The following is a 22,087-nucleotide window of genomic DNA, read 5'->3' as shown; positions in this document are numbered from 1 at the left end:
CGCTCTTCAGGATGAGGGCTCGCAGGTAGAACGGGCGCCTTGATCTCGCCGCGACATTCACCTACCGTCCGGTAGGTAGTCAGATCGCGACGCCGCGGTCAAGCAGGAGGAAGCCATGTCGGCCGTCGAGATGCTTGCAGGCGAGGGCGTGCGCCGCTCGCCGTACTTTACCGAGGAGCACGAGGCGCTGCGCGATCAGGTCCGCCGCTTCGTCGAGACCGAGATCAAGCCGCATGCGCTGAAATGGGAGGAGGACGGCTTCGTCCCGCGCGCCGTGCTGCGCCGCATGGGCGAGCTCGGCTTCTTCGGCATCCGCTATCCCGCCGAATATGGCGGCTCCGAGATGGACACGCTGGCGACGGTCGTGCTGGCGGAGGAGCTGGGCCGCTCGACCTTCTCGGGCGTCGCCATCACCGCGCTGGTTCACACCGACATGGCATCGGTCCACATCGCCAATGCCGGTAGCAAGGCGCAGCGGGACAAATATCTGCCGGCCATCATCGCCGGCGAGAAGATCGTCGCGGTCGCCGTAACCGAGCCTGATGCAGGTTCGGACGTGAAGGGCATCCGCACCACGGCGCGGCGCGAGGGCGACCATTACGTGCTCAACGGCGCGAAGATGTTCATCACCAACGGCGTCTACGCGGATCTCTACTGCGTCGCCGCCAAGACCGATCCGGCGGCTAAGCCCTCGCAATCTGTCTCGATCTTCCTCGTCGAGAAGGGCACGCCGGGCTTTTCCGTCTCACGCGCGCTCGACAAGCATGGCTGGCGCTCCTCGGATACCGCCGAGCTTTCCTTTGTCGATTGCCGCATACCGGCCGAGAACCTGCTCGGGCAGGAGGGGCGCGGCTTCTACGCGATCATGAGCAACTTCCAGAATGAGCGCACCGTGATCGGCGCGATGGCGATCGGCGAGTCGCAGGCCGCGATCGACCTGACGCTGGATTATGTGAAGACGCGAAAAGCTTTCGGCGCGCCGCTCTGGGAAAAGCAGGCGATCCGCCAGCGTCTCGCCGAGCTCGCGGGCAAGGTCGAGGCTGGCCGCCAGCTCGTCTACCACGCCGCCTGGCTCGACGCCCAAGGCTTCGACGCCACCCGCGAGGTCTCCATGGTCAAGGCCTATTGCGGCGAGTTGGTCAACGAAGTCATGTACGATTGCCTGCAGTTCCACGGCGGCATGGGTTACATGCGCGAGAGCGCCATCGAGCGCATGACCCGCGACGCCCGCGTGCAGTCCATCGGCGGCGGCGCCACCGAGGTCATGCTCGAAGAGGTGGCGAAGCGGCTGTGATACGTTTGCGCGCCCCTTCAAGGGTCATGCTCGGGCCTGACCCGAGCATCTCATGCCAGAGATTCTCGGGTCTGCGCTTCGCTTCGCCCGAGAATGACGCGGGGCGCTGCGCATGACTGTCGCAGTCGAGCGCAGCCAGCGCGACACCGAAGGCGGCTCGCGCCGTCAAATCCTCGATCATGCCGCGCGGCTCCTGCGCAATGGCGGCTATCATCAGACCACGTTGCGGGAGATCGCGGAGGCAGTCGGCATCCGCAAGGCGAGCCTCTATTACCACTTCGCCTCGAAGGAGGAGATCGTCGAGGCGGTCGTGAACGACGGTGTGCGCTTCGTGCATGAGGGCGTAGTCGCCGCGCTCGCCGCGACCGAAGGCGCTCCCGCACGCCAGCGGCTGGAGGCGGCGATCCGCGGCCATCTTGCGGCGCTGCACGGCCACGGCGACTACACCAGCGCCAGCATCAAGGTATTCAACTTCGGCGCCGCGCCGGCGCCGGAGAGCGTGCGGGCCGTGCGGCGCGCCTATGAAGATGTCTGGCGCCGGCTGATCGGGGAGCTGCAGCAGGCCGGCGCCCTGCCGCGGGAGCGCGCGCCGGACGTCCTGCGCAATTTCCTGCTCGGCGCGCTCAACGGTTCCACCGATTGGTACCGGCCCGAACGCTTCGAGATCGATGCGCTGGCGCGCGAATTCGCGGCGCTGCTCTCGCCCTTGGCGTAAGGCCCGCTCCGCCCGCCACGCAGGGGCGGGCGGCATCGACGTAGCTGACCGGCGCCGCCGTCATTGCTAGCATTCCGGTGCGGGGCCGGCTGATCGCCTCGTTGCCTGACGAGGATTTTTCGCCTGATGCGTGCCTTCTACCATCCCGATCAAGCCCTTCACGATCCGCAGCAATATATGCGCTTCGGCAAGGTCGTTGCGCCCAAGGACCTGCCCGAGCGGACGGACCGGCTTCTCGGCGCGCTGGCGAAGCATGGCATCAAGCCGGAGCGTCCGGCGGCGCACGGCACGGACCCGATCCTGGCGATCCATGATGCCGGCTTCGTCAAGTTCCTCGAAACCGCCTGGGCGCGCTGGCAGGACCTGCCGGCCGAGCGCGGGCCGGAAGTCTGGCCGAGCACCTTCCCCTATTGGAGCGGCCGCCCGGACGAGGATGTCCGTCCGCCCTGCCGCCCGACCGGCTTCATCGGTCAGCTCGGCTGGTATCTCGGCGATCTCTCGGTGCCGATCGGCGAGCATTGCTGGCATTCGACGCTGCGTTCGTCCGAGACCGCAGTCTCTGCGGCCGATGCGATCCTCGCCGGCGAGCGCGCAGTCTACTCGCTCTGCCGCCCGTCCGGCCATCACGCCCGCGCCGATCGCGCCACCGGCTTCTGTTATCTCAACAACACCGCGATCGCCGCCCAGCGCCTGCGCTCCGAATTCGGCAAGGTCGCGATCCTCGATGTCGACGCCCATAACGGCGATGGCACGCAGCAGATCTTCTACCGCCGTAGCGACGTGCTCACGATCTCGGTCCATGCCGATCCGTCTAACTACTACCCGTTCTTCACCGGCTATGAGGACGAGCGCGGCAACGGGCCGGGCGAGGGCTTCAACCTCAACCTGCCGCTCGCCCATGGCGCGGGCGGAGCCGAGATGCAGGCTGCTGTCGACAGGGCCGGCAAGGCGATCCGCGATTTCGGCGCCGAGGTGCTGGTGATCGCTCTCGGCTACGACGCCCATAAGGACGACCCGATCGGCGTCCTCAAGCTCGAAGCATCCGATTTCGGCGCCATCGGCCGGCAGGTGAAGGCGCTCGGTCTGCCGACGCTTGTTGTGCAGGAAGGCGGCTATGCGATCGAGGCGATCGGCGACTGCCTCGATGCCTTCCTGGGTGGGTTCGCCTGAAGCCGAAAAGCGCGGGTGCTATGCGAGGTAGTCGTGCAGCACCCGGCCGAAAGGCAGCGTGAAATCGACGAGCTGGTGACGAGCGCGCACGATTCTCCGCACCGGGAAGTCGGCGACCCGGCAATTGACATGAGGGATGAGATGCAACCGCGCCTCGCCCTCCCAGGCGCCATGGACCGTGATGTCCGTGAGATTGTAGCCGACGAGCTGCGCTACCTTCGGTGAGCCATCGACATCGGGCAGCAGCTTCAGGTTGATGTTCAGGCCAGCGATGCCGTCGCGCACCTTGTCGAGCTGATCTTCGAGGCTGCGATGCTTGTAGGTCATCGTGCCCATTGCGACGCGCTCGCCGTCATAGTGCAGCGTTCCGGTCAGGGTGTCCTTCATCACGCCGAGGCGCGGCACGCCATACTTCTTGGGGAAGCCCCAGATCTCCCGTCCGCCGGTGATGGGCGGTTCGTCGTCGAGATACATCTGCACGGAGAAATTGCAGGGCTGTCCCTTGTAGCTGGCATAGATCCCGGTGCCGCTCTCCTCATAGGACCCGAAGCCGGACGAATCCGGCATCTTCATCCACTCGTAATAGACGAGGTTGCCCGGGGCCGGCTCGAGCGGCTCCGGCAACGCGGCGCGGATGATCTCAGGGTCCGTCTCGTAGGTGATGATCAGATATTCCCGCTTGATGAAGCGGTTCGGCGGATGCGGGTAGCTCGGGCTGAAAGCGGGCATAGACGGTGCCTTCAGGATCTCGTCCCGGTTCATGCTGGTCGCTCCTTCTCGAAATCAGCCGCAATTCTGGCAGGGGCCCTGCGACAGATTGATGGCGACCGGACGAATAGAAAAGCTTCTCCTCACTGCCCGCGCAAAGATCGCCCTCCACCCTGAGACGTCGTTCTCGGGCGGAGGGCGTTTTGGTCGGATGCTGTCTCAGATCGCCGCTTCGATCAGGAACGGCCCCTTCTTGGCGAGCGCGGCCTTGAACAGGCTCGTGAACTCCTCGGCCGTGGTGGCGCGGGCGGCTTCGACGCCCATGCCCTTGGCCATCGAGACCCAGTCCAGCGCCGGCTCGTCGATGTTGAGCATCAGCGTGGCGTTCCGGCCGAAATCGTTGACGCCGACGGCGCGCATCTCGCCATGCAGGATCTGGTAGGTCCGATTGGCGAAGACGACCGTGACGATGTCGAGGTTCTCGCGCGCCTCCGTCCACAGACCCTGCACCGTGTACATGCCTGAGCCGTCGGCCTGCATGTTGATGACCTTGCGGTCGGGGCAGGCGACCGCTGCGCCGATGGCGAGCGGGATGCCTTCGCCGATCGCGCCGCCGGTGAGCTGGATGTAGTCGTGCTGCGGTGCCCTGTGGCAGTCATAGTAGAAGCTGCGGCCCGACGAGACCGACTCATCGCAGACGATGCAATTCTCCGGCAGCAGGGCCGAGACGATGGCGCAGGCCTTGTCGGCATCGAGCTTGCCCGTCGGCAGGCCGGGCTGCTCCTTGCGCGCCGGAGCGATATAGACGGGCGCCGTCTTCGTCGCGCCCATCTCCTCGGCGAGCGCCGTGATCGCTGCGGGCAGATCGTCGCCGGGGCTGGCCAGCGTCGCGACCTCGCAGTCATCGTGGACAAGGCGCCCGGGCTTGCCCGGATAGGCGAAGAAACCGACCGGCGTCTGCGCGCCGACCAGCACGAGATAATCGACGTCCTTGAGCTGATCGAGCGCCTTGTCGATCGGATAGAACACCTTGGGCATGGCGACGCGGCCGGCGCCGCGCTGAATGCGCCCATTCGACATCTGGCTGAAGATCTTGGCGCCGGTCGCGGCGCAGACGCGGGCTGCCATCTCCATCGGCTTCTCCCGCAGCGCGAGCCCCGTCAGCATGATCGCGGCGCGCGCGCCATGCTTGCGCAGTCCGGCGGCGACCTCGCGAATTGCCGCTGAATCGACGCTCTTCAGCGCCGGCAGCGGCGTCGGCTTGAGGGCGGCCGGCTCGACGCTGCCCCAGGCGCAGTCCGCCGGCAGGATAACGGTGGTGACGCCGGGCAGCGTCAGCGAGGCGACATAGGCCTCTCCGATCGCTGGGCCGACATCCTCGGCCGAGGCGATGCGGCGGACGAAATGCGACATCGGATGCGCTAGGCTCTCGATATCGCTGGTCAGCGGCGCGTCATGCTGGAGATGGTAGGTGGCATGGTCGCCGACGACATTGATCATCGGCGTGCGGGCACGCCTGGCATTGTGCATGTTGGCGAGCGCGTTCGCCATGCCCGGCCCGCAATGCAGCAGCGTCGCGGCCGGCTTGTCGGCCATGCGGGCATAGCCGTCGGCGGCGCCGGTCACCACGCCCTCGAACAGGCCGAGCACGCAGCGCATCTGCGGCTTGCGGTCGAGCGCCGCGACGAAGTGCATCTCGGAAGTGCCGGGATTGGCGAAGCAGGTATCGACGCCGTTGATCAGAAGGGTGTCGCAAAGGCGGTCGGCGCCGTTCATCCTGAAAACCTCGACTCGATAGAAGGCGCCCCTGCGCCAGCGGCCGTGAAGGGAGGAAATTCCTCTCGCGCTGTCAAACGAGAGAATGTCATGGCTTTCCCAAGCGATGGTGATCGGCGCCTTGACGGGTTTGCATATGCATTTAACCTGATTTGGAACGAAGGTTGCTTCGCGCCGTGAATGACGCTGTCTAGGCGTCCTGAGTGGCGCGTTCGCCGTAAAACAGGGGAAGGGTTTCGAACATGGCAGCATTCAAGCGCATCGGCGCGAGCGTCGGCTTCGGCCTCGCGGCGCTTCTGGCGGCGGGCGGCGCGCAGGCGCAGACCAAGGTGAATATCGGAATTTCCGGCTGGACCGGATTCGCGCCGCTGGTTCTCGCCAAGGAGGCCGGTATCTTCGCCAAGAACGGCCTCGACGTCACGATCAAGAAGATTCCGCAGAAGGATCGCCACCTCGCCATCGCCTCGGGCGACATCCAGTGCGCCGCGACCACGGTCGAGACCTGGATCGTCTGGGACGCTGCCGGCATCAAGACCAAGCAGATCTTCCAGCTTGACAAGAGCTACGGCGCCGACGGCATGGCCGTGCGCAACGGTGTGGGCTCGATCAAGGACCTGAAGGGCAAGACGGTCGCGGCCTCGGCGCCCGGCACCTCACCCTATTTCGCGCTGGCCTGGATGCTCAAGGAAAACGGCATGTCCGTGAAGGATGTGACCGTCGTCAACATGGAGCCCGGCCCGGCCGCGCAGGCCTTCATCGCCGGCCAGAACGACGCCGCGATGACCTATGAGCCCTATCTCTCCACCGTCCGCGACAAGCCGGATGCGGGCAAGATCATCGCCACCACCCTCGACTACCCGATGGTGATGGACACCTTCGGCTGCACGCCGGCCTTCCTCGTCAACGACAAGGCCGCGGCCGCGCTGACCCAGAGCTATTTCGAAGCACTGGAGATGATCAAGAAGGACCAGGCCAAGGCCTATGAGATCATGGGCGCCGATGTGAAACAGACCGGCGAGCAGTTCGGCAAGTCGGCGGCGTTCCTGCGCTGGTCGGATGCCGAGGGCAACAAGAAGTTCTTCTCCGGCGACTGGCAGGCCTTCTCGGCCAAGGCGGCCGACCTGCTGCTCGAGATCGGCCTGGTCAAGGCGAAGCCCGACCTCGCTTCGCTGGTCGACACGAAGTTCGTCGCCGGCAAGTAGAAACCGGGGAGGTTGCTTGAGATCTCCGCGAGCCCTCATCCTGAGGAGCCATCCCGAAAGGGATGGCGTCTCGAAGGATGTTTCAGAAGGCTCGGGAACCATCTGGAGCATCCTTCCAGACGCCGCTTCGCGGCTCCTCAGGATGAGGGCTGCAGGGTGACGGCCGGCCTTGAATGCCTAAGCGGCGACATCCTTCCGGATGTTCTCGAGCCCGGCCTGCGCGTCGTCTTCTGCGGCACGCAGGCCGGAACCGCCTCGGCCCGGCGCGGAGCCTATTATGCCGGTCCAGGCAACAAGTTCTGGTCGGTGCTCCATCAGACCGGGCTGGTGCCGGTGAAGCTGGCGCCGGAAGACTTCCGCAGCCTCCCACGCTACGGCATCGGCCTGACCGATGTTGCCAAGCGGAGCTCAGGCCCGGATTCCATGCTGCGAGGCAGCCATTTCGACGTGGCCGGCCTCGCGTCCCGGATCGCTGCCTGCGCGCCGCGCATCGTGGCCTTCAATGGCAAGCGCGCGGCGCAGGCTGTCCTTGGAGTTCGCGAGGGACAGCTCGTCTATGGGCGGCAGGCGGAGACGCTGGCCGGCGCCGAAATCTACATCCTCCCCTCGACCTCCGGCGCAGCGGCCGGCTTCTGGTCGATCGAACCCTGGAAGCAACTGGCTATGGCCGTCACCGGAACGATAGTGCGATGAGACCCTTGCAACCCGTCTCGACCGCGGCCCGCATAGGCTATGGCGTGGCCTTCTTTGCGCTGTTCGTAGCGCTCTGGTCCGTCGCGACCTTCGGCGGCTATGTCCAGCGCCTCTTCCTGGCCGATCCACTGACCATGGTCGGCGAGGGCTACAATCTGATGGTGCGCTACGGCTTCAGCTTCGACATCATGATGACGATCTGGCGCGTCGTTGGCGGCTTCATCATCGCCGTCATCGTCGCCCTGCCGCTCGGCATCATGATGGGCGCCTACAAGCCGATCGAGGCGTTCCTGGAGCCCTTCGTCTCCTTCGCGCGCTATTTGCCGGCCTCGGCCTTCATCCCGCTGCTGATCCTGTGGGCTGGCATCGGCGAGACGCAGAAGCTGCTCGTCATCTTCATCGGCGCGGTCTTCCAGCTCATCCTGATGATCGCGGTCTCGGTCGGCTCGATCCGGCGCGATCTGGTCGACGCCGCCTACACGTTGGGCGCGACCGACCGCTCGGTCGTGCGCCGCGTCATGCTGCCGAATGCGGCGCCGGAGATCGCCGAGATCTTCCGCCTCGTCCTCGGCTGGGCCTGGACCTATGTCATCGTCGCGGAGCTGATCGGCTCGTCCTCCGGCATCGGCCACATGATTACCGACAGCCAGGCGCTGCTGAACACCGGGCAGATCATCTTCGGCATCATCGTGATCGGCCTCATCGGCCTCATCTCTGATTTCCTGTTCAAGGCGGTCAACCAGCGCCTGTTCCCATGGGCGCGCGCATGAGCAAGCTTGTCATCGACAATGTCGGCAAGGTCTTCGCAGGCCAGCGCGGGGCTGAGCCGACGCGCGCGCTGATGCCGACTTCGCTCACCGTCGCCGACAACGACTTCATTACCATTCTCGGCCCCTCCGGCTGCGGCAAGTCGACCTTGCTGCGCATCATCGGGGGGCTGGAGACGGCGAGCGAGGGGCGCATCCTGCTCGATGGCGTTCCTGTTTCGGGGCCGGGCGCCGATCGCGGCTTCGTCTTCCAGAGCTATACGCTCTTCCCCTGGCTGACAGTGCAGCAGAACATCGCCTTCGGCCTGCGCGAGAGGGGAGTGCCCGAGGCCGAGCGGCTGCGGATCGCGCGCGACTGGGCGGTGCGCGTCGGGCTCGGCCACTTCGTCGATCATTTCCCGAAGCAGCTTTCTGGCGGCATGCAGCAGCGCACCGCGATCGCCCGCGCGCTCGCCAACGATCCGAAGATCCTCCTGCTCGACGAGCCCTTCGGCGCGCTCGACAACCAGACCCGCGCCCTGATGCAGGAGATGCTGCTCGGCATCTGGGAGCGCGAGAAGAAGACCGTGCTCTTCGTCACCCATGACATCGAGGAGGCTATCTTCGTCGGCTCCCGCGTCGTGGTGATGAGCGCGCGCCCGGGGCGGATCAAGGCAGATATCCCGGTCGAGCTGCCACATCCGCGGCCCTACACCATCAAGACGACACCGGAATTCGTCGCGCTGAAGGAGCGGCTGGTCGAGGAGATCCGCGCCGAAGTCATCGCCGCCGACCACTGAGTCCCTCCAGCAGTCAGCCATGCTTCCCTAACGGAACCGAACCACGCCGCCTGCGTTGTCATGTCGCAGGCGAGTGCCTGCCTTGCGCCAAGGGGCGGTTACGACGGCGATCCGACTTGCCATCTTGGGGCGAAAGGGGCGCTGCCGAAGGTGGGGCCAATGCATTCGCTGATTGCCAGGATGTTGTCTCGGCTCGCGATCGAGCCACGTATCGATGTCGTTTTTCCCGATGGCACGCTTCAATCCATCGGACAGGGAGCCGTGCCGCGATTGCGGATGCGGATCTTGGATGCGCCGACGGAATTGAAACTTGCGCTCAATCCCGAGCTCGCCTTGGGCGAGGCCGTCATGGACGGGCGCGTCGTGGTCGAGCAGGGCTCGCTCTATGATCTGCTCGACGTGCTGGTCGCCGCCATCCACAAGGCCCGTCCGAAGGGCTGGGGCAAGACGCTGGAGGGGCTGCGCACCGCTGTGCGCCGCTTCCACCAGAACAACACACCTGCACTGGCGAAGCGCAACGTCGCGCATCACTACGACCTGAAGAGCGATTTCTTCCGGCTCTTCCTCGACCCAGACATGCAATACTCTTGCGCCTATTTCGCGCAGCCGAATATGACGCTGGCGCAAGCGCAACTCGCCAAGAAGCGTCACATCATGGGCAAGCTCGATCTACAGCCGGGCCAGCGCGTGCTCGATATCGGCTGCGGCTGGGGCGGCATGGCGCTGTCGATCGCCCGCGAGACCGGCGCTTCGGTGACGGGCATCACGCTCTCCGAGGAGCAACTCGCCATCGCGCGGGAGCGAGGCGGGGAGTCCGGCCTGCCGGTCGAGTTCCGGCTGCAGGATTACCGCCACCTGACGGAGCCCTTCGATCGGATCGTCTCGGTCGGCATGTTCGAGCATGTCGGCGTCGGCTATTATCGCGACTACTTCCGCAAGATCCGCGAGTTGCTCAACGACGATGGCGTGGCGCTGATCCACACGATCGGCCGCTCGACGCCGCCTGGCGCGACCAATCCCTTCATCGCCAAGTACATCTTCCCCGGCGGCTACATCCCCGCCATGTCGGAGGTGGCGGCGGCGGTGGAGCAGGAAGGGCTCGTCATCACCGATGTCGAGGTGCTCCGCCTCCACTATGCCGAGACGCTGAAGGCCTGGCGCGAGAACTTCCTCGCCCGGCGCGCCGAGGCTGTGGCGATGTATGACGAGCGCTTCGCCCGGATGTGGGAGTTCTACCTTGCCGCCTCAGAGGCGAGCTTCCGGCACGACGATCTGGTGGTCTTCCAGTTCCAGCTCGCCAAGAAGCTCGACGGACTGCCGATCACGCGCGGTTATATCGACGAGCGTGAGGGCGAGCTTGGGCGGAAGGCGACGCAGACGAAGGTCGATGAGCCGGCTTAGATGGCGGCTGCTAACAGCACCACCTTTGTCATTCCCGGGCGCGCCGCAGGCGCGAACCCGGAACCCACGACTGGGTGGGATTTGATGCCGGGTTGTAAGCCCCTCACCCGGTCGTGGGTTCCGGGTTCTTCGCTGCGCGAAGCCCCGGAATGACAAATTTTTCGAGCCGGCCTAGGCCGGCTCCGGCCCGACATAGCGGGCGCGAGGCCGGATCAGGCGTCCGGTCTCGCCTTGCTCCAGCGCATGGGCGATCCAGCCGGCGCAGCGCGCCGCGGCGAAGATCTGGAACGAGACATCCGGCGCAAGCCCGAGTTCGCTCGCGATCGCCGTCAGCACGAAGTCGATATTCGGCTCCTCTCCGGTCAGCGCAGTGACGGCCCGGCGCGTCTCCTCATAGGCCGGCGGCAGCGTGAACGCGGTGAGCAGTGCCCGCGCCCGCGCATCGCCGTCCGGATAGAGCGGGTGGCCGAAGCCGGGCAGGGGCATGCCCGTCGCAAGCCGGGCGGAGACCGCCATCTCGACGCCCTCGCTCGCGATCTCGCGCATCAGCCCGAGCACGCGCGGGGTCATCCCGCCATGCAGCGGCCCGGACAGCGTCGCGAGCCCGGCGAGGATGCAGGCCGCGAGTGAAGCGCGCGTCGAGGCCGCGACGCGCACCGCGAAGGTCGAGGCGTTGAGCTCGTGGTCGGCCAGCAGCACGAGCGCGCGGCGGATCAGGTCGGCGCCGCGTTCGTCGCAGCCCCAGGCCTGCGCCAGCCGGTGATGGATCGGCCCCTGGCCCGGTCGCCCGGCAATGGCATCGACCAGGGAATCGATCACGGAGGCTGCCTCCAGATAGAGCGCCTTCTTCGTCCGGCCGGCCATGGCCGGGTCGCTGGCGGCGCGCGCTGCGATCACGGCGAACATCCGCTGCCGGGCCGGCGCCTCCGGCACGATCGTGAACAGAGGCGGAAAGCGCTGCGAGCCGCAATCCCAGAGTAGCCTTGCGACATCCTCCAGCTTCGCCGTATCGGCCAGCCTTTCGGCATCCTGCCCACGATACCAGAGCTTGCCGCGTTGGATCGTCGCGATGCCCGAGGCCAGGATCGGCTCGCCGAAGGCGATCGCATCCTCCGCGATGGCAGCCGGTTTCCGACCCCGCGCCTTGCGATGCTCCAGCCGCGCCACATCCTCCGCACGGTAGAGCCGCCGCCGCGAATCCGCTGCGTCGCCGCGCGCCTCGATCAGCCCGCGGCTGACATAGGCGTAGAGCGTCTGCGGCTTCAGCCCGAGCCGCTGCATCACCTGTTGCGCCGTCAGCCAGTCGGTCATCGGTAAATACATTGATTATATTGTTCAAGATTGATTCTAGCGATGAAGCTACCGATCCTCAAGCCATCGTTTTGCAGGAGTGATCGCCATGTCCGATGGACTTGAAGATGTCGTTGCCGCCCATACCGTGCTCTCGGAAGTCGATGGAGCGGCGGGCAGGCTGGTGATGCGCGGCCACAGCCTCGACGAACTGGCGGGACACACCTCCTTCGAGGAGATGGCCGGGCTGATGCTCGACGGCTTCGTGCCGGACCTGCCCGCCATGAATGACCTGCCGGCAGCGCTGGGCGCGGCCCGGCAGGAATTGTTCGAGACGGTCGTCGCCAAGGCGACGGTGCCCATGACGCTCGGCCCGGTCGAGATGATCCGGGCGATGACGGCGCTGATCCCCGATGGCGAGGATGCCGGCACGGTCCTGCAGCTGTTGGCGGCGCCGGCTGTCTTCACTGCCGCGTCGCTGCGCCTGCGGCAGGGGGGCGCGCCAATTACACCCGATCCGGCGCTGTCGCAGGCGGCCGATACGCTGCGCATGCTGACAGGCAAGGCGCCGACGAAGCAGCAGGCCGCCGCGCTCGATACCTATCTCGTGACCGTCGCGGATCACGGCCTCAACGCCTCGACCTTTGCGTCGCGCGTCGTCGCCTCGACCCGCGCCGGGCTGGTCTCGGCCGTGCTCGCCGGCGTCAGTGCGCTAAAGGGGCCGCTCCATGGCGGCGCGCCCGGCCCGGTGATCGAGATGCTCGATGCGATCGGCGCGCCCGGCAATGCCCGCGCCTGGCTGGAAACCGCGCTCGATCGTGGCGACCGCCTGATGGGCTTCGGCCATCGCATCTATCGCGTGCGCGATCCGCGTGCCGATGCGCTGAAGGGCGCGATCCGTCGGCTCGGCGCCGATAGTGGGCGCCTCGCCCTGGCCGAGGCGGTCGAGCAGGCGGCGCTCGCCATCCTGCGCGAACGCAAACCCAATCGCACGCTCGAAACCAATGTCGAGTTCTACACGGCACTCTTGCTGGAGGCGCTCGGCTTCCCGCCGGATTCCTTCACCTGCGTCTTCGCGCTCGGACGGACGACGGGCTGGCTCGCCCATGCCAAGGAGCAGATCGCCGGCGGCCGGCTGATCCGGCCGCAATCGGTCTATGTCGGCCCGCAGCCGCGGCAGGCGGCGTGAGGCGAGGGAAGGCGTCATGCTCGGGCTTGACCCGAGCATCTCGAAAACCAGTGCCCTTTTCGGCAAGAGCTTCTCGGGTCGGAGCTGCGCTCCGCCCGAGAATGACGGTTTGGGTTAAGCCGGCGACAGTCGGATGGCGAAGAGTTCGCCCCCACTTTTGGCGTGCAACGCGACGGCGGCGGGAGCCGACAGGATGGCGCTGTCGCCGGCGGCGAGCGTCGTGCCATTCACCTGCCAATCGCCGTGGCGGGCCACCAGAACCAGCAATCCACGCTCGGCCGCAATCTCATGCGACCCGCTGCTCAGGCGCTCGACGCTATGGCTCCACGTCCCGCGCCGGCTCATCACGTTGAGATCGTCGATCGGCCCGTCGACCAGGACGCCATCCACCGCCCGGTCAGCGGCGAAGAAGAACGGCGCGGTCGCGCGGTCGAGCGCCACCGTCTCGCCGTCGCCGAAGGCCAGCCGAATGCCATTGCCGGTCAGGACCGAGAGCGTCCGGTCGATACCGGGGAAGGATGAGAACGGCCCGTCCTGCCCGACATGGGCCATCGAGATGCGCCAGTCGAAATCGCCGAGCGAGGCGCCGTCCGGCGCCACCGCGATCTCGGTCGTGGTGCCGCCGCCGTTCTTCCACGGCATGACCCTGCAATCGGCGGCGCGGATGATGCGCATGGAAGGCTCCTTGGAATTCACGCCACCACCCATGTCATTCCGGGGCGCCCGAAGGGCGAACCCGGAACCCACGACTGGGTAGAATGCTGCGATCGGGTAGGGCTCGCCCGGTCGTGGGTTCCGGGTTCTCCGCTGCGCGGAGCCCCCCGGAATGACACGAGGGCTCAGCCCAGAATACCCGGCAGGTTGAGCCCCTTCTCGCGGGCGCAGTCCAACGCGATGTCGTAGCCGGCATCGGCATGGCGCATCACGCCAGTCGCCGGATCGTTCCAGAGCACGCGCGCGAGGCGGGCAGCCGCGTCGTCGGTGCCATCGGCGCAGATCACGACACCCGAATGCTGCGAGAAGCCCATGCCGACGCCGCCGCCATGATGCAGCGAGACCCAGGTAGCGCCACTCGCGGTGTTGAGCAGCGCGTTGAGCAGCGGCCAGTCGGAGACCGCGTCCGAGCCGTCCTTCATTGCCTCGGTCTCGCGGTTCGGCGAGGCGACCGAGCCGGAGTCGAGATGGTCGCGGCCGATCACGACCGGCGCCTTCAGCTCGCCGTTCCGGACCATCTCGTTGAAGGCGAGGCCCAGCCGATGGCGATCACCGAGGCCGACCCAGCAGATGCGCGCCGGCAGGCCCTGGAACGAGATGCGCTCGCGCGCCATGTCGAGCCAGTTGTGCAGGTGCGTGTTGCCGGGCGTCAGCTCCTTAACCTTGGCGTCGGTCTTGTAGATATCCTCCGGATCGCCCGAAAGGGCGGCCCAGCGGAACGGGCCGATGCCGCGGCAGAACAGCGGGCGGATATAGGCCGGCACGAAGCCCGGGAAGGCAAAGGCGTTCTCAAGCCCCTCGTCCTTGGCGACTTGGCGGATATTGTTGCCGTAGTCGAAGGTCGGGATGCCCATGTCCTGGAAGGCGATCATCGCCTCGACATGCTCGCGCATCGAGGCGCGCGCGGCCTTCTCGACGGACTTCGGATTGGCTTCGCGCGCCTGTTTCCACTGGCCCATGGTCCAGCCCTTCGGCAGGTAGCCGTTGACCGGGTCATGCGCCGAGGTCTGGTCGGTGACCATGTCCGGCCGGATGCCGCGGCGGACCATTTCCGGCAGGATCTCGGCGCAGTTGCCGAGCAGGCCGACCGACTTCGCCTCGCCATTCTTCGTCCAGCGGGCGATCATCTCCAGGGCTTCGTCGAGCGTCTCGGCCTTCTCGTCGAGATAGCGGGTGCGCAGACGGAAATCGATCGAGTCGGGATTGCACTCGACGGCGAGGCAGGAGGCGCCGGCCATCACCGCCGCCAGCGGCTGGGCGCCGCCCATGCCGCCTAGGCCGCCGGTCAGCACCCATTTGCCCTTGAGGCTGCCGCCATAATGCTGGCGCCCGGCCTCGACGAAGGTCTCGTAGGTGCCCTGCACGATGCCCTGGGTGCCGATATAGATCCAGGAGCCGGCCGTCATCTGGCCGTACATCGCGAGCCCCTTCTTATCGAGCTCGTTGAAATGGTCCCAGTTCGCCCAATGCGGCACGAGGTTGGAGTTGGCGATCAGGACGCGCGGCGCATCCTTGTGGGTGCGGAACACGCCGACCGGCTTGCCGGACTGCACGAGCAGCGTCTCGTCGGCCTCGAGCTGGCGCAGCGCCGCGACGATGCGGTCGAAATCCTCCCAGGAGCGGGCGGCGCGGCCGATGCCGCCATAGACCACGAGCTCCTGCGGGTTCTCGGCGACATCAGGATGCAGGTTGTTCATCAGCATACGCAGCGGCGCTTCGGTCAGCCAGCTCTTGGCTGTGAGTTCGGTGCCGGTGGCGGGGCGGATGACGCGGGTATTGTCCAGGCGGGTCATGAGCGGCTCCGTTCGATGGCTGCGGCTGCGGCAAGCGCGGCTTCGATTGTGGCTGACAAGGCGGTCTGCAGGCTGGCGGCCTTCGTCTCGTCGAAGGCCCAGGGCGCGGTTTCCTCGGCGAGATAGGCCGAAAGCGCGATTTCCATCTGGAGCGCGTGTACGCGCTCGAAGGGGCGCCCGTAATGGCGGGTGATCCAGCCGCCCTTGAAGCGGCCATTCAGGATTTGCGTGAAGGGATGGCCGGCCATCGCTGCGACGGCTGCCGCCTCGACGCTGGGGGCGCAGCTTTCGCCTGAATTGGTGCCGAGGTTGAGCGTCGGCAGCGTGCCCGGAAACAGGCGCGGGATCACCGACTTGATCGAGTGGCAGTCCCAGAGCACGCAATAGCCATGCTCGGCCTTGACCCGCGCGATCTCGGCGGCCAGCGCCTGGTGATAAGGCTGGAAATAGGCCGCCTTGCGCCGCTCGATCTCGGCTGCGTCCGGCGCGACCTGCCAGATCGGTGCGCCGTCGAAGGTCGTGGTCGGCACGAGCTCGGTCGTCGCCTGGCCCGGATAGAGCGAGACGCCGGCGGGGTCGCGGTTGAGGTCGATGACGAAGCGCGAGAGCTGCGCCTCGACGATCGTCGGCTCAAACGACGTGGCGAAGCTGTAGAGCTGGCGCATATGCCAGTCGGTGTCCTCGACCAGCCGGCCGCGCTCGTTCAGCGCCGCAGCGACTTCCGGCGGCAGGCCGGTGCCGGGATGCGGCATCGAGAGGATCAGCGGGGAAGAACCCCGCGTGACGGTGACGATGTCGGTCATTTCACTGCTCCGTCATGCTCGGGCTAGACCCGAGCATCTCCCACCGAAAAAGGCTCCTTGCGCCTGCGCGTCCCGAGATTCTCGGGTCTCCGCTGCGCTTCGCCCGAGAATGACGGTCGTCCCTCACGCCGCGCACTCGGCGAAGCTGTCGAGGCCCGCCGCCTTGCCGACGGCGCCGGAGAGCACGAACTCGGTCGCGGCGGCGAGGTCGGGGGCGAGATAGCGGTCCTCGGTCAGCGGCGCGATCTTCTCGCGTAGCAGCGCGAGCACCGGCTCCAGCCGCGCGCTGGTCTTGAGCGGACGGTGATGCTCAATCGCTTCCGCGGCCGCCATCAGCTCGACGCCGATGACGCTCGCCGCATTCTTCGCCATGTCGATCAGGCGGAACGCGCCATGCGTCGCCATCGAAACATGGTCTTCCTGGTTGGCCGAAGTGGGGATGGTGTCGACGGAAGCCGGATAGGCCTTCTGCTTGTTCTCGGAAGCCAGCGCCGCGGCGGTGACCTGCGCGATCATGAAGCCCGAGTTCAGGCCGGCATCGCGGGCGAGGAAGGGCGGCAGCCCGCTCATCACCGGGTCGACCAGCAGCGCCATGCGCCGCTCGGAGAGGTTGCCGATCTCGCAGACGCCTATCGCCAGAATGTCGGCGGCGAAGGCGACCGGCTCGGCGTGGAAATTGCCGCCCGAGACGATCTCGCCGGGGCCGAGCACCAGCGGGTTGTCGGTGACGGCATTGGCCTCGATGCCAAGCGTGGCGGCGGCGTTGCCGATGAGATCGCGCACCGCGCCCATCACCTGAGGCTGGCAGCGCAGCGAGTAGGGGTCTTGCACCTTCGTATCGCCATGGCGATGGCTCTCGCGGATCGCGCTGCCGGCGATAAGCTCGAGCAGGATCTTGGCGACCTTGATCTGGCCGGGCTGGCCGCGCAGGCTCTGGATGCGCGGGTCGAAGGGCGTGTCGGAGCCCTTGAGTGCATCGACCGAGAGCGCGCCGGCGACGAGCGCGGCGTCGAAGACGCGGGCGATGGTGGCAAGCCCGGTCAACGCCAGCGTGGTCGAGACCTGCGTGCCGTTGATGAGCGCGAGGCCCTCCTTGGCGCCGAGCGCAAGCGGGCTAAGTCCGGCGCGCTTCAGCGCCTCGGCCGCCGGCATCGCCTCGCCCTTCAGGCGGATCTCGCCGAAGCCCATCAGGGCCGCGGTCATATGGGCGAGCGGGGCGAGGTCGCCGGAAGCGCCGACCGAACCCTTGGCGGGGATCACCGGCAAGGCATCGGCATTGAGCGCACCAATCAGCGCCTCGATCACGACCGGCCGCACGCCGGAGGCGCCGCGCGCCAGGCTCGCGGCCTTCATCGCCAGCAGCAGGCGGACGACGCCGTCAGGCAGGGCCGGGCCGGTGCCGACCGCATGCGAGAGGATCAGGTTGCTCTGGAGCTTGGCGAGATCGGCATCGGCGATGCGGACGCTGGCGAGCTTCCCGAAGCCGGTATTGACGCCATAGGTCACCGTGCCGGCGGCGACGATCTCCTCGACGATCTTCTGCCCGGAGGCGATCGAGGTGGCACTGTCGCCGGCGAGGGCGGCTGTGGCGCCGTCGAGGATGGCGCGCCAATCGGTAAGGCGGGCGGCGCCCGGGGCAAGCGAAACCGTGGTCATTGTCCGTTCCAGATGCGGGTGTGAAGCGGGTTGAAGCCGATGCGGTAGGCGAGTTCGGCCGGGCGCTCGATGTCCCAGATCGCAAGATCGCAGCGTTTGCCGGCCTCCAGCGTGCCGATTTCGTCTTGCAGGCCGAGCGCCGTGGCGGCGTGGCGGGTGAGTCCGGCCAGCGCCTCCTCCGGCGTCATGCGGAAGAGCGTGCAGGCCATGTTGAGCACGAGCAGCGGCGAGGTCAGCGGCGAGGAGCCGGGATTGGCGTCGGTGGCGAGCGCGATGGCGACGCCATGCTTGCGCATCAATTCGATCGGCGGCTTCTGCGTCTCGCGCAAGAAGTAGAAGGCGCCCGGCAACACGACCGCGACCGTGCCGGCCTTGGCCATGGCGATGACGCCGGCCTCGTCGAGATATTCGAGATGATCGGCGGAAAGCGCCCCCATCTCGGCCGCGAGCTTCGCGCCGTAGAGGTTGGAGAGTTGCTCGGCATGGATCTTGATCGCGAGGCCCTTGGCCTTGGCAGCTTCGAAGACCTGCCGGGTCTCTTCGGGCGAAAAGGCGATGCCCTCGCAGAAGACGTCGACCGCATCGGCCAGCCCTTCGGCTGCGACGGCATCGAGGATCGACCCGGCGACGAGGGAGGTGTAATCGCCCGAACGCCCCTTGTATTCCGGCGGCACGGCATGGGCGCCGAGGAAGGTGGTGCGGACGGTGACAGGCCGCTCGCGGCCGATCTGGCGTGCGACCCGGAGCTGCTTCAGCTCGGCCTGCTGCTCCAGCCCGTAGCCGGATTTGATCTCGACGGTGGTGACGCCCTCGGCCATGAGCGCGGCGAGGCGCCGGTCGGCGGAGGCGAAGAGCGTGTCCTCGCTCGCCTCGCGCGTCGCCTTGACGGTGGAGAGGATGCCGCCGCCGGCCCGCGCGATCTCCTCATAGGTCGCGCCCTGCAAGCGAAGCTCGAACTCATGCGCGCGGTCGCCGCCATAGACGAGATGGGTATGGCAATCGATCAGGCCGGGCGTGATCCAGCGTCCCCCGCAATCGATGGTCTCATTGGCCTGGAGGGCAGGGGCCTCGCTGCGCGGCCCTGCAAAGACGATGCGGCTGTCCCGGGCGGCAATCACGCCGTCTTCAACCGCGCCATAGGGCGCATCGATTGCAGGCGAGATCGTCGCCAGCCGCGCATTCGTCCAAAGCTTGTCGCAAGCCAGCGTTTCACCAGGCGCTTTCGCCACCGTGCGTCCTCCCGCTACTCTTTGAATTGAGGTCATGCTATCCAATTGCATATGCAATTGGCAAGTGTTAATTGCATATGCAATTGAACGCCAGCGAGCGACGGAGCGAAACGGTGACCGAGACCCTGCATCTGGCCGAGGCTCTCCTGCCCGAAGGTTTTGCCCGCGATGTGAAGCTGACAGTCGCCGATGGCGCGATCGTCTCCGTCGAAGCAGGGGTGAAGCCGGCCGGGGATACCAGCAGCTTCTCAGGCATCACGCTGCCGGGCATGCCGAATCTGCACAGCCATGCCTTCCAGCGCGGCATGGCCGGCCTCTCCGAGCGCCGCGGCGCGCCGGAGGATTCCTTCTGGACCTGGCGAGAGGTGATGTATCGCTTCCTCGACCGGCTCGATCCTGAGGACGTGCAAGCCATCGCCGCGCAGGCTTTCGTCGAGATGCTGGAGGGCGGCTTCACCGCGCTCGCCGAGTTCCATTACCTCCATCACGACAAGGACGGGCGCGCCTACGCCAACATCGCGGCGATGGGGCAAGCGATCGCCGCTGCCGCCCAGGAAACCGGGCTCGGCCTCACGCTTCTCCCGGTGCTCTATCGCTTCGGCAATTTCGGGCAGGCGCCCTCGGTCCACGGCCAGCGCCGCTTCGTCAACGAGCGCGACGCCTATCAGCGTCTGCTGGAAGGCAGCGCCGCCGCGATCCGCGATCTGCCCGATGCGCGGCTCGGCGTGGCCCCGCATTCGCTGCGTGCCGTCGCGCTCGACGATCTCGGCTGGGTCTCGTCGCTGCGCCCCAGCGATCCCGTCCATATCCATGTCGCCGAGCAGGTGCCGGAGGTCGAGGCCAGCCTGAAGATCACCGGCAAGCGCCCGGTTGAATTGCTGATGGACACGATTCCGCTCGATCGGCGCTGGTGCCTGATCCATGCGACTCATCTGAGCGATGCCGAGCGTGACGGCATCGCCCGCAGCGGAGCCGTCGCCGGCCTCTGCCCGATCACCGAGTCGAGCCTCGGGGACGGCATCTTCGATGGCATCCGCTATCGCGATGCCGGCGGCGCCTTCGGCGTCGGCAGCGATTCCAATATCCAGATCGATGCCGGCGCCGAATTGCGCCAGCTCGAATATTCGCAGCGCCTGCGCGACCGGCGTCGCGCGCTCTTCGCCGACGAGGCAGCCTCAACCGGTCTCGCGCTTTGGCAGGCCGCTTGCGCCGGCGGCGCGCGGGCTTGCGGCCGTGCTATCGGCGCCATTGCGACCGGCCATCGCGCCGATTTCATCACGCTCGACACCGATCACCCGGCCCTCGTCGGCAGGGGCGGCGCGGAAGCGGTCGACAGCGCGATCTTCGCCGCTAACGCCCTGCCTTTGCGCGACGTCGTCGTCGGTGGCAGGAGGGTGGTGGCCGAGGGGCGGCATCTCGCCCGCGATTCGGTGCGCACACGCTTCGCCGGCGTGATGCGGCGCCTGCTCGCAGCGGAATAATCAGGGACGACGATGACGGAGACCCGGCTCGACGCGGTGAAACTGGATGGCGCCGGGCCGGTCTATGATCAGATCCGGCGCGCGATCCGCGATCTGGTGGTGACCGGGGAATGGCCGCCCGGTACGAGCGTGCCGCCGGAGCATGCCTTGATGGAGCAGCTCGGGGCCTCGCGGATGACCGTGCACCGCGCATTGGTGCAGCTTGCCCGCGAGGGCCTCATCGTGCGCCGCCGCCGCTCGGGCACCATCGTCGCCAGCCCCCCGGCCAGCCACGCCATGCTCGATATCCTCTCGATTCCGGAGGAGGTCGCGCAGCTCGGACAGGCCTATGCCTATGATGTCCTGTCGCGCAGCGACGGCCGGCCCGCGCCGGAAGTCGCCGAGCGCTTTGGCCTGAAACGTTCGGACAAGGTGGCTCATCTCGTCGTGCTGCATCGCGCCGACGGCAAACCGCATGTGCTTGAAGAACGCGTCATCCATGCCGATGCCGTCGCTGGCCTCGCCGAAGAGGATTTCGCGCAGACCCCTCCCGGCGACTGGCTGCTCAAGCACAGCCTCTGGTCGCAGGCGGAGCACGCGATCAGCGCCGTCGGAGCGGGCGAGGAGGAGGCGGGCCTGCTCGACGTCGCGGTTGGCGAGCCCTGCCTCCTGGTCGAACGCCGGACCTGGAACCAGACGAAGCCAGTCACGGCCGTGCGGCTGCTCTATCCCGGCTTCCGCCATCGCTTCGTCGGGCGCTTCGGCCCCTACGGGCAGGTCTGACGCGGCAGACCAGGCGGCATAAAAAAGGCCGTCGCACTCTCTTCATCCGCGCTGCCTATCCGGAGAGGTATGCGTATTTCGCCAACTGCCCGCGTTCCGATCGTGACGGATCGTCTGGTTCTGCGCCCCAGTTCCGCGCTGGACGTGAGCAGAGCCGTCGAGATCAGATCGAATTGGAACGTGTCGCGCATGCTGCAAATGGCGTCCTTTCCGCCTGATGCGTCGGAGGTTGGCCAGTGGTTTGCCGATCACGAGCGCGAATGGACGACCGGAGAAGCCTATCGTTTCGCGATATTGCTCGGAGGAACGATGATCGGCCTCGTGGACATTGACAATGTTGACGCAACCGAGGGCACGCTCGGTTACTGGCTTGATGGAACAGCATGGGGGCGCGGCTACGGGTCCGAGGCAGCAGGTGCGGCGGTTCGCTTCGCGTTCGAGACGCTTCGCCTGTCCAGGCTCAAGGCAGGGCATGCATTCGACAATGAGGCATCAGGACGGGTGTTGCGAAAGCTCGGATTTCGTGAGGTCGACGCGGTTCAACGCCTCTCGCAGTCCCGCCGAGAGAATGTCGTGCAGCGGCGTTACGTGCTGGCCACAGAGCCTGATGAGATCTCCGGTTTTCTGCCCGACTGAGACATCCGCGGCGACGGGCGCGTTGGCTC

The 22,087-nt window shown here is 66.8% G+C and carries 20 protein-coding genes; 12 read left to right on the top strand and 8 right to left on the bottom strand.

The genetic code is table 11. The annotated features are described in order from the left end of the window. Positions 1-115 precede the first annotated feature (115 nt). From AC1DDA_RS06170 to AC1DDA_RS06160, 3 genes are all read left to right on the top strand, one after another. Positions 116-1,294: an acyl-CoA dehydrogenase family protein gene (locus AC1DDA_RS06170; protein ID WP_476795049.1), complete on the top strand. Its 1,179-nt coding sequence runs from the start codon at positions 116-118 to the stop codon at positions 1,292-1,294. A gap of 112 nt (positions 1,295-1,406) precedes the next feature. Continuing rightward, positions 1,407-2,009, top strand: a complete 603-nt coding sequence (locus AC1DDA_RS06165) for a TetR/AcrR family transcriptional regulator (RefSeq protein WP_476795048.1) — start codon at positions 1,407-1,409, stop codon at positions 2,007-2,009. 126 nt (positions 2,010-2,135) lie between these two features. Further along, on the top strand, positions 2,136-3,179 hold the full coding sequence (locus AC1DDA_RS06160) for a histone deacetylase family protein (protein ID WP_476795047.1): 1,044 nt from the start codon (positions 2,136-2,138) through the stop codon (positions 3,177-3,179). A gap of 18 nt (positions 3,180-3,197) precedes the next feature. On the opposite strand, the gene AC1DDA_RS06155 is transcribed toward AC1DDA_RS06160, so the two are convergent. After that, positions 3,198-3,941 (bottom strand): acetoacetate decarboxylase, encoded by a 744-nt coding sequence (locus AC1DDA_RS06155; RefSeq protein ID WP_476795046.1) that lies wholly within the window; start codon positions 3,939-3,941, stop codon positions 3,198-3,200. A 165-nt stretch (positions 3,942-4,106) separates the two neighbouring features. Then, a complete protein-coding gene (locus AC1DDA_RS06150) occupies positions 4,107-5,663 on the bottom strand; it encodes an acetolactate synthase large subunit (RefSeq protein ID WP_476795045.1) in 1,557 nt (518 codons plus the stop codon). 242 nt (positions 5,664-5,905) lie between these two features. Between AC1DDA_RS06150 and AC1DDA_RS06145 the strand changes: the two genes are divergently transcribed. The 5 genes from AC1DDA_RS06145 to AC1DDA_RS06125 all read left to right on the top strand — a co-directional run bounded on the left by AC1DDA_RS06145 (position 5,906) and on the right by AC1DDA_RS06125 (position 10,505). Continuing rightward, positions 5,906-6,865, top strand: coding sequence for an ABC transporter substrate-binding protein (locus AC1DDA_RS06145; RefSeq protein ID WP_441510790.1), 960 nt, complete (start codon positions 5,906-5,908; stop codon positions 6,863-6,865). A 156-nt stretch (positions 6,866-7,021) separates the two neighbouring features. After that, complete coding sequence (locus AC1DDA_RS06140) at positions 7,022-7,558, top strand: mismatch-specific DNA-glycosylase (protein ID WP_476795044.1); 537 nt, start codon at positions 7,022-7,024, stop codon at positions 7,556-7,558. Next, a complete protein-coding gene (locus AC1DDA_RS06135; RefSeq protein ID WP_476795043.1) occupies positions 7,555-8,328 on the top strand; it encodes an ABC transporter permease in 774 nt (257 codons plus the stop codon). Before AC1DDA_RS06140 ends, AC1DDA_RS06135 begins: the two co-directional genes overlap by 4 nt. Next, positions 8,325-9,104 carry an ABC transporter ATP-binding protein gene (locus tag AC1DDA_RS06130; RefSeq protein WP_476795042.1) on the top strand — a complete coding sequence of 260 codons (780 nt, stop codon included), beginning with the start codon at positions 8,325-8,327 and terminating at the stop codon, positions 9,102-9,104. The genes AC1DDA_RS06135 and AC1DDA_RS06130 overlap by 4 nt, the downstream gene beginning before the upstream one ends. Positions 9,105-9,263: 159 nt before the next feature. After that, positions 9,264-10,505: a class I SAM-dependent methyltransferase gene (locus tag AC1DDA_RS06125; RefSeq protein ID WP_476795041.1), complete on the top strand. Its 1,242-nt coding sequence runs from the start codon at positions 9,264-9,266 to the stop codon at positions 10,503-10,505. A 171-nt stretch (positions 10,506-10,676) separates the two neighbouring features. Here the strand turns inward: AC1DDA_RS06125 and AC1DDA_RS06120 are convergent, their stop codons facing one another. Beyond that, positions 10,677-11,816 (bottom strand): citrate/2-methylcitrate synthase, encoded by a 1,140-nt coding sequence (locus tag AC1DDA_RS06120; protein ID WP_476795040.1) that lies wholly within the window; start codon positions 11,814-11,816, stop codon positions 10,677-10,679. 88 nt (positions 11,817-11,904) lie between these two features. Here AC1DDA_RS06120 and AC1DDA_RS06115 point away from each other — a divergent pair, with 88 nt between their 5' ends. Then, positions 11,905-12,984: a citrate synthase/methylcitrate synthase gene (locus tag AC1DDA_RS06115; RefSeq protein WP_476795039.1), complete on the top strand. Its 1,080-nt coding sequence runs from the start codon at positions 11,905-11,907 to the stop codon at positions 12,982-12,984. 114 nt (positions 12,985-13,098) lie between these two features. Here the strand turns inward: AC1DDA_RS06115 and AC1DDA_RS06110 are convergent, their stop codons facing one another. The 5 genes from AC1DDA_RS06110 to hutI all read right to left on the bottom strand — a co-directional run bounded on the left by AC1DDA_RS06110 (position 13,099) and on the right by hutI (position 19,155). Beyond that, positions 13,099-13,659: a HutD/Ves family protein gene (locus AC1DDA_RS06110; protein ID WP_476795038.1), complete on the bottom strand. Its 561-nt coding sequence runs from the start codon at positions 13,657-13,659 to the stop codon at positions 13,099-13,101. Between the two features lie 164 nt (positions 13,660-13,823). Then, entirely contained in the window at positions 13,824-15,491 is a 1,668-nt protein-coding gene (gene hutU / locus AC1DDA_RS06105) for a urocanate hydratase (protein ID WP_476795037.1), read from the bottom strand. Further along, positions 15,488-16,294: an N-formylglutamate deformylase gene (gene hutG, locus AC1DDA_RS06100; protein ID WP_476795036.1), complete on the bottom strand. Its 807-nt coding sequence runs from the start codon at positions 16,292-16,294 to the stop codon at positions 15,488-15,490. The genes hutU and hutG overlap by 4 nt, the downstream gene beginning before the upstream one ends. 123 nt (positions 16,295-16,417) lie before the next feature. Beyond that, a complete protein-coding gene (gene hutH, locus AC1DDA_RS06095; protein ID WP_476795035.1) occupies positions 16,418-17,950 on the bottom strand; it encodes a histidine ammonia-lyase in 1,533 nt (510 codons plus the stop codon). Then, a complete protein-coding gene (gene hutI, locus AC1DDA_RS06090) occupies positions 17,947-19,155 on the bottom strand; it encodes an imidazolonepropionase (RefSeq protein WP_476795131.1) in 1,209 nt (402 codons plus the stop codon). The genes hutH and hutI overlap by 4 nt, the downstream gene beginning before the upstream one ends. Positions 19,156-19,256: 101 nt before the next feature. Here hutI and AC1DDA_RS06085 point away from each other — a divergent pair, with 101 nt between their 5' ends. The 3 genes from AC1DDA_RS06085 to AC1DDA_RS06075 all read left to right on the top strand — a co-directional run bounded on the left by AC1DDA_RS06085 (position 19,257) and on the right by AC1DDA_RS06075 (position 22,058). Continuing rightward, positions 19,257-20,660: a formimidoylglutamate deiminase gene (locus AC1DDA_RS06085; protein WP_476795034.1), complete on the top strand. Its 1,404-nt coding sequence runs from the start codon at positions 19,257-19,259 to the stop codon at positions 20,658-20,660. Between the two features lie 12 nt (positions 20,661-20,672). Next, positions 20,673-21,422 carry a UTRA domain-containing protein gene (locus AC1DDA_RS06080; RefSeq protein ID WP_476795033.1) on the top strand — a complete coding sequence of 250 codons (750 nt, stop codon included), beginning with the start codon at positions 20,673-20,675 and terminating at the stop codon, positions 21,420-21,422. Between the two features lie 69 nt (positions 21,423-21,491). Next, positions 21,492-22,058: a GNAT family N-acetyltransferase gene (locus AC1DDA_RS06075; protein ID WP_441510803.1), complete on the top strand. Its 567-nt coding sequence runs from the start codon at positions 21,492-21,494 to the stop codon at positions 22,056-22,058. Positions 22,059-22,087 lie beyond the last annotated feature (29 nt).

It is taken from the genome of Allobosea sp. 10N428 (assembly GCF_056394545.1).
Note: the sequence above shows the minus strand (reverse complement) of the source record. Positions and strands in the feature narration are given on the sequence as shown.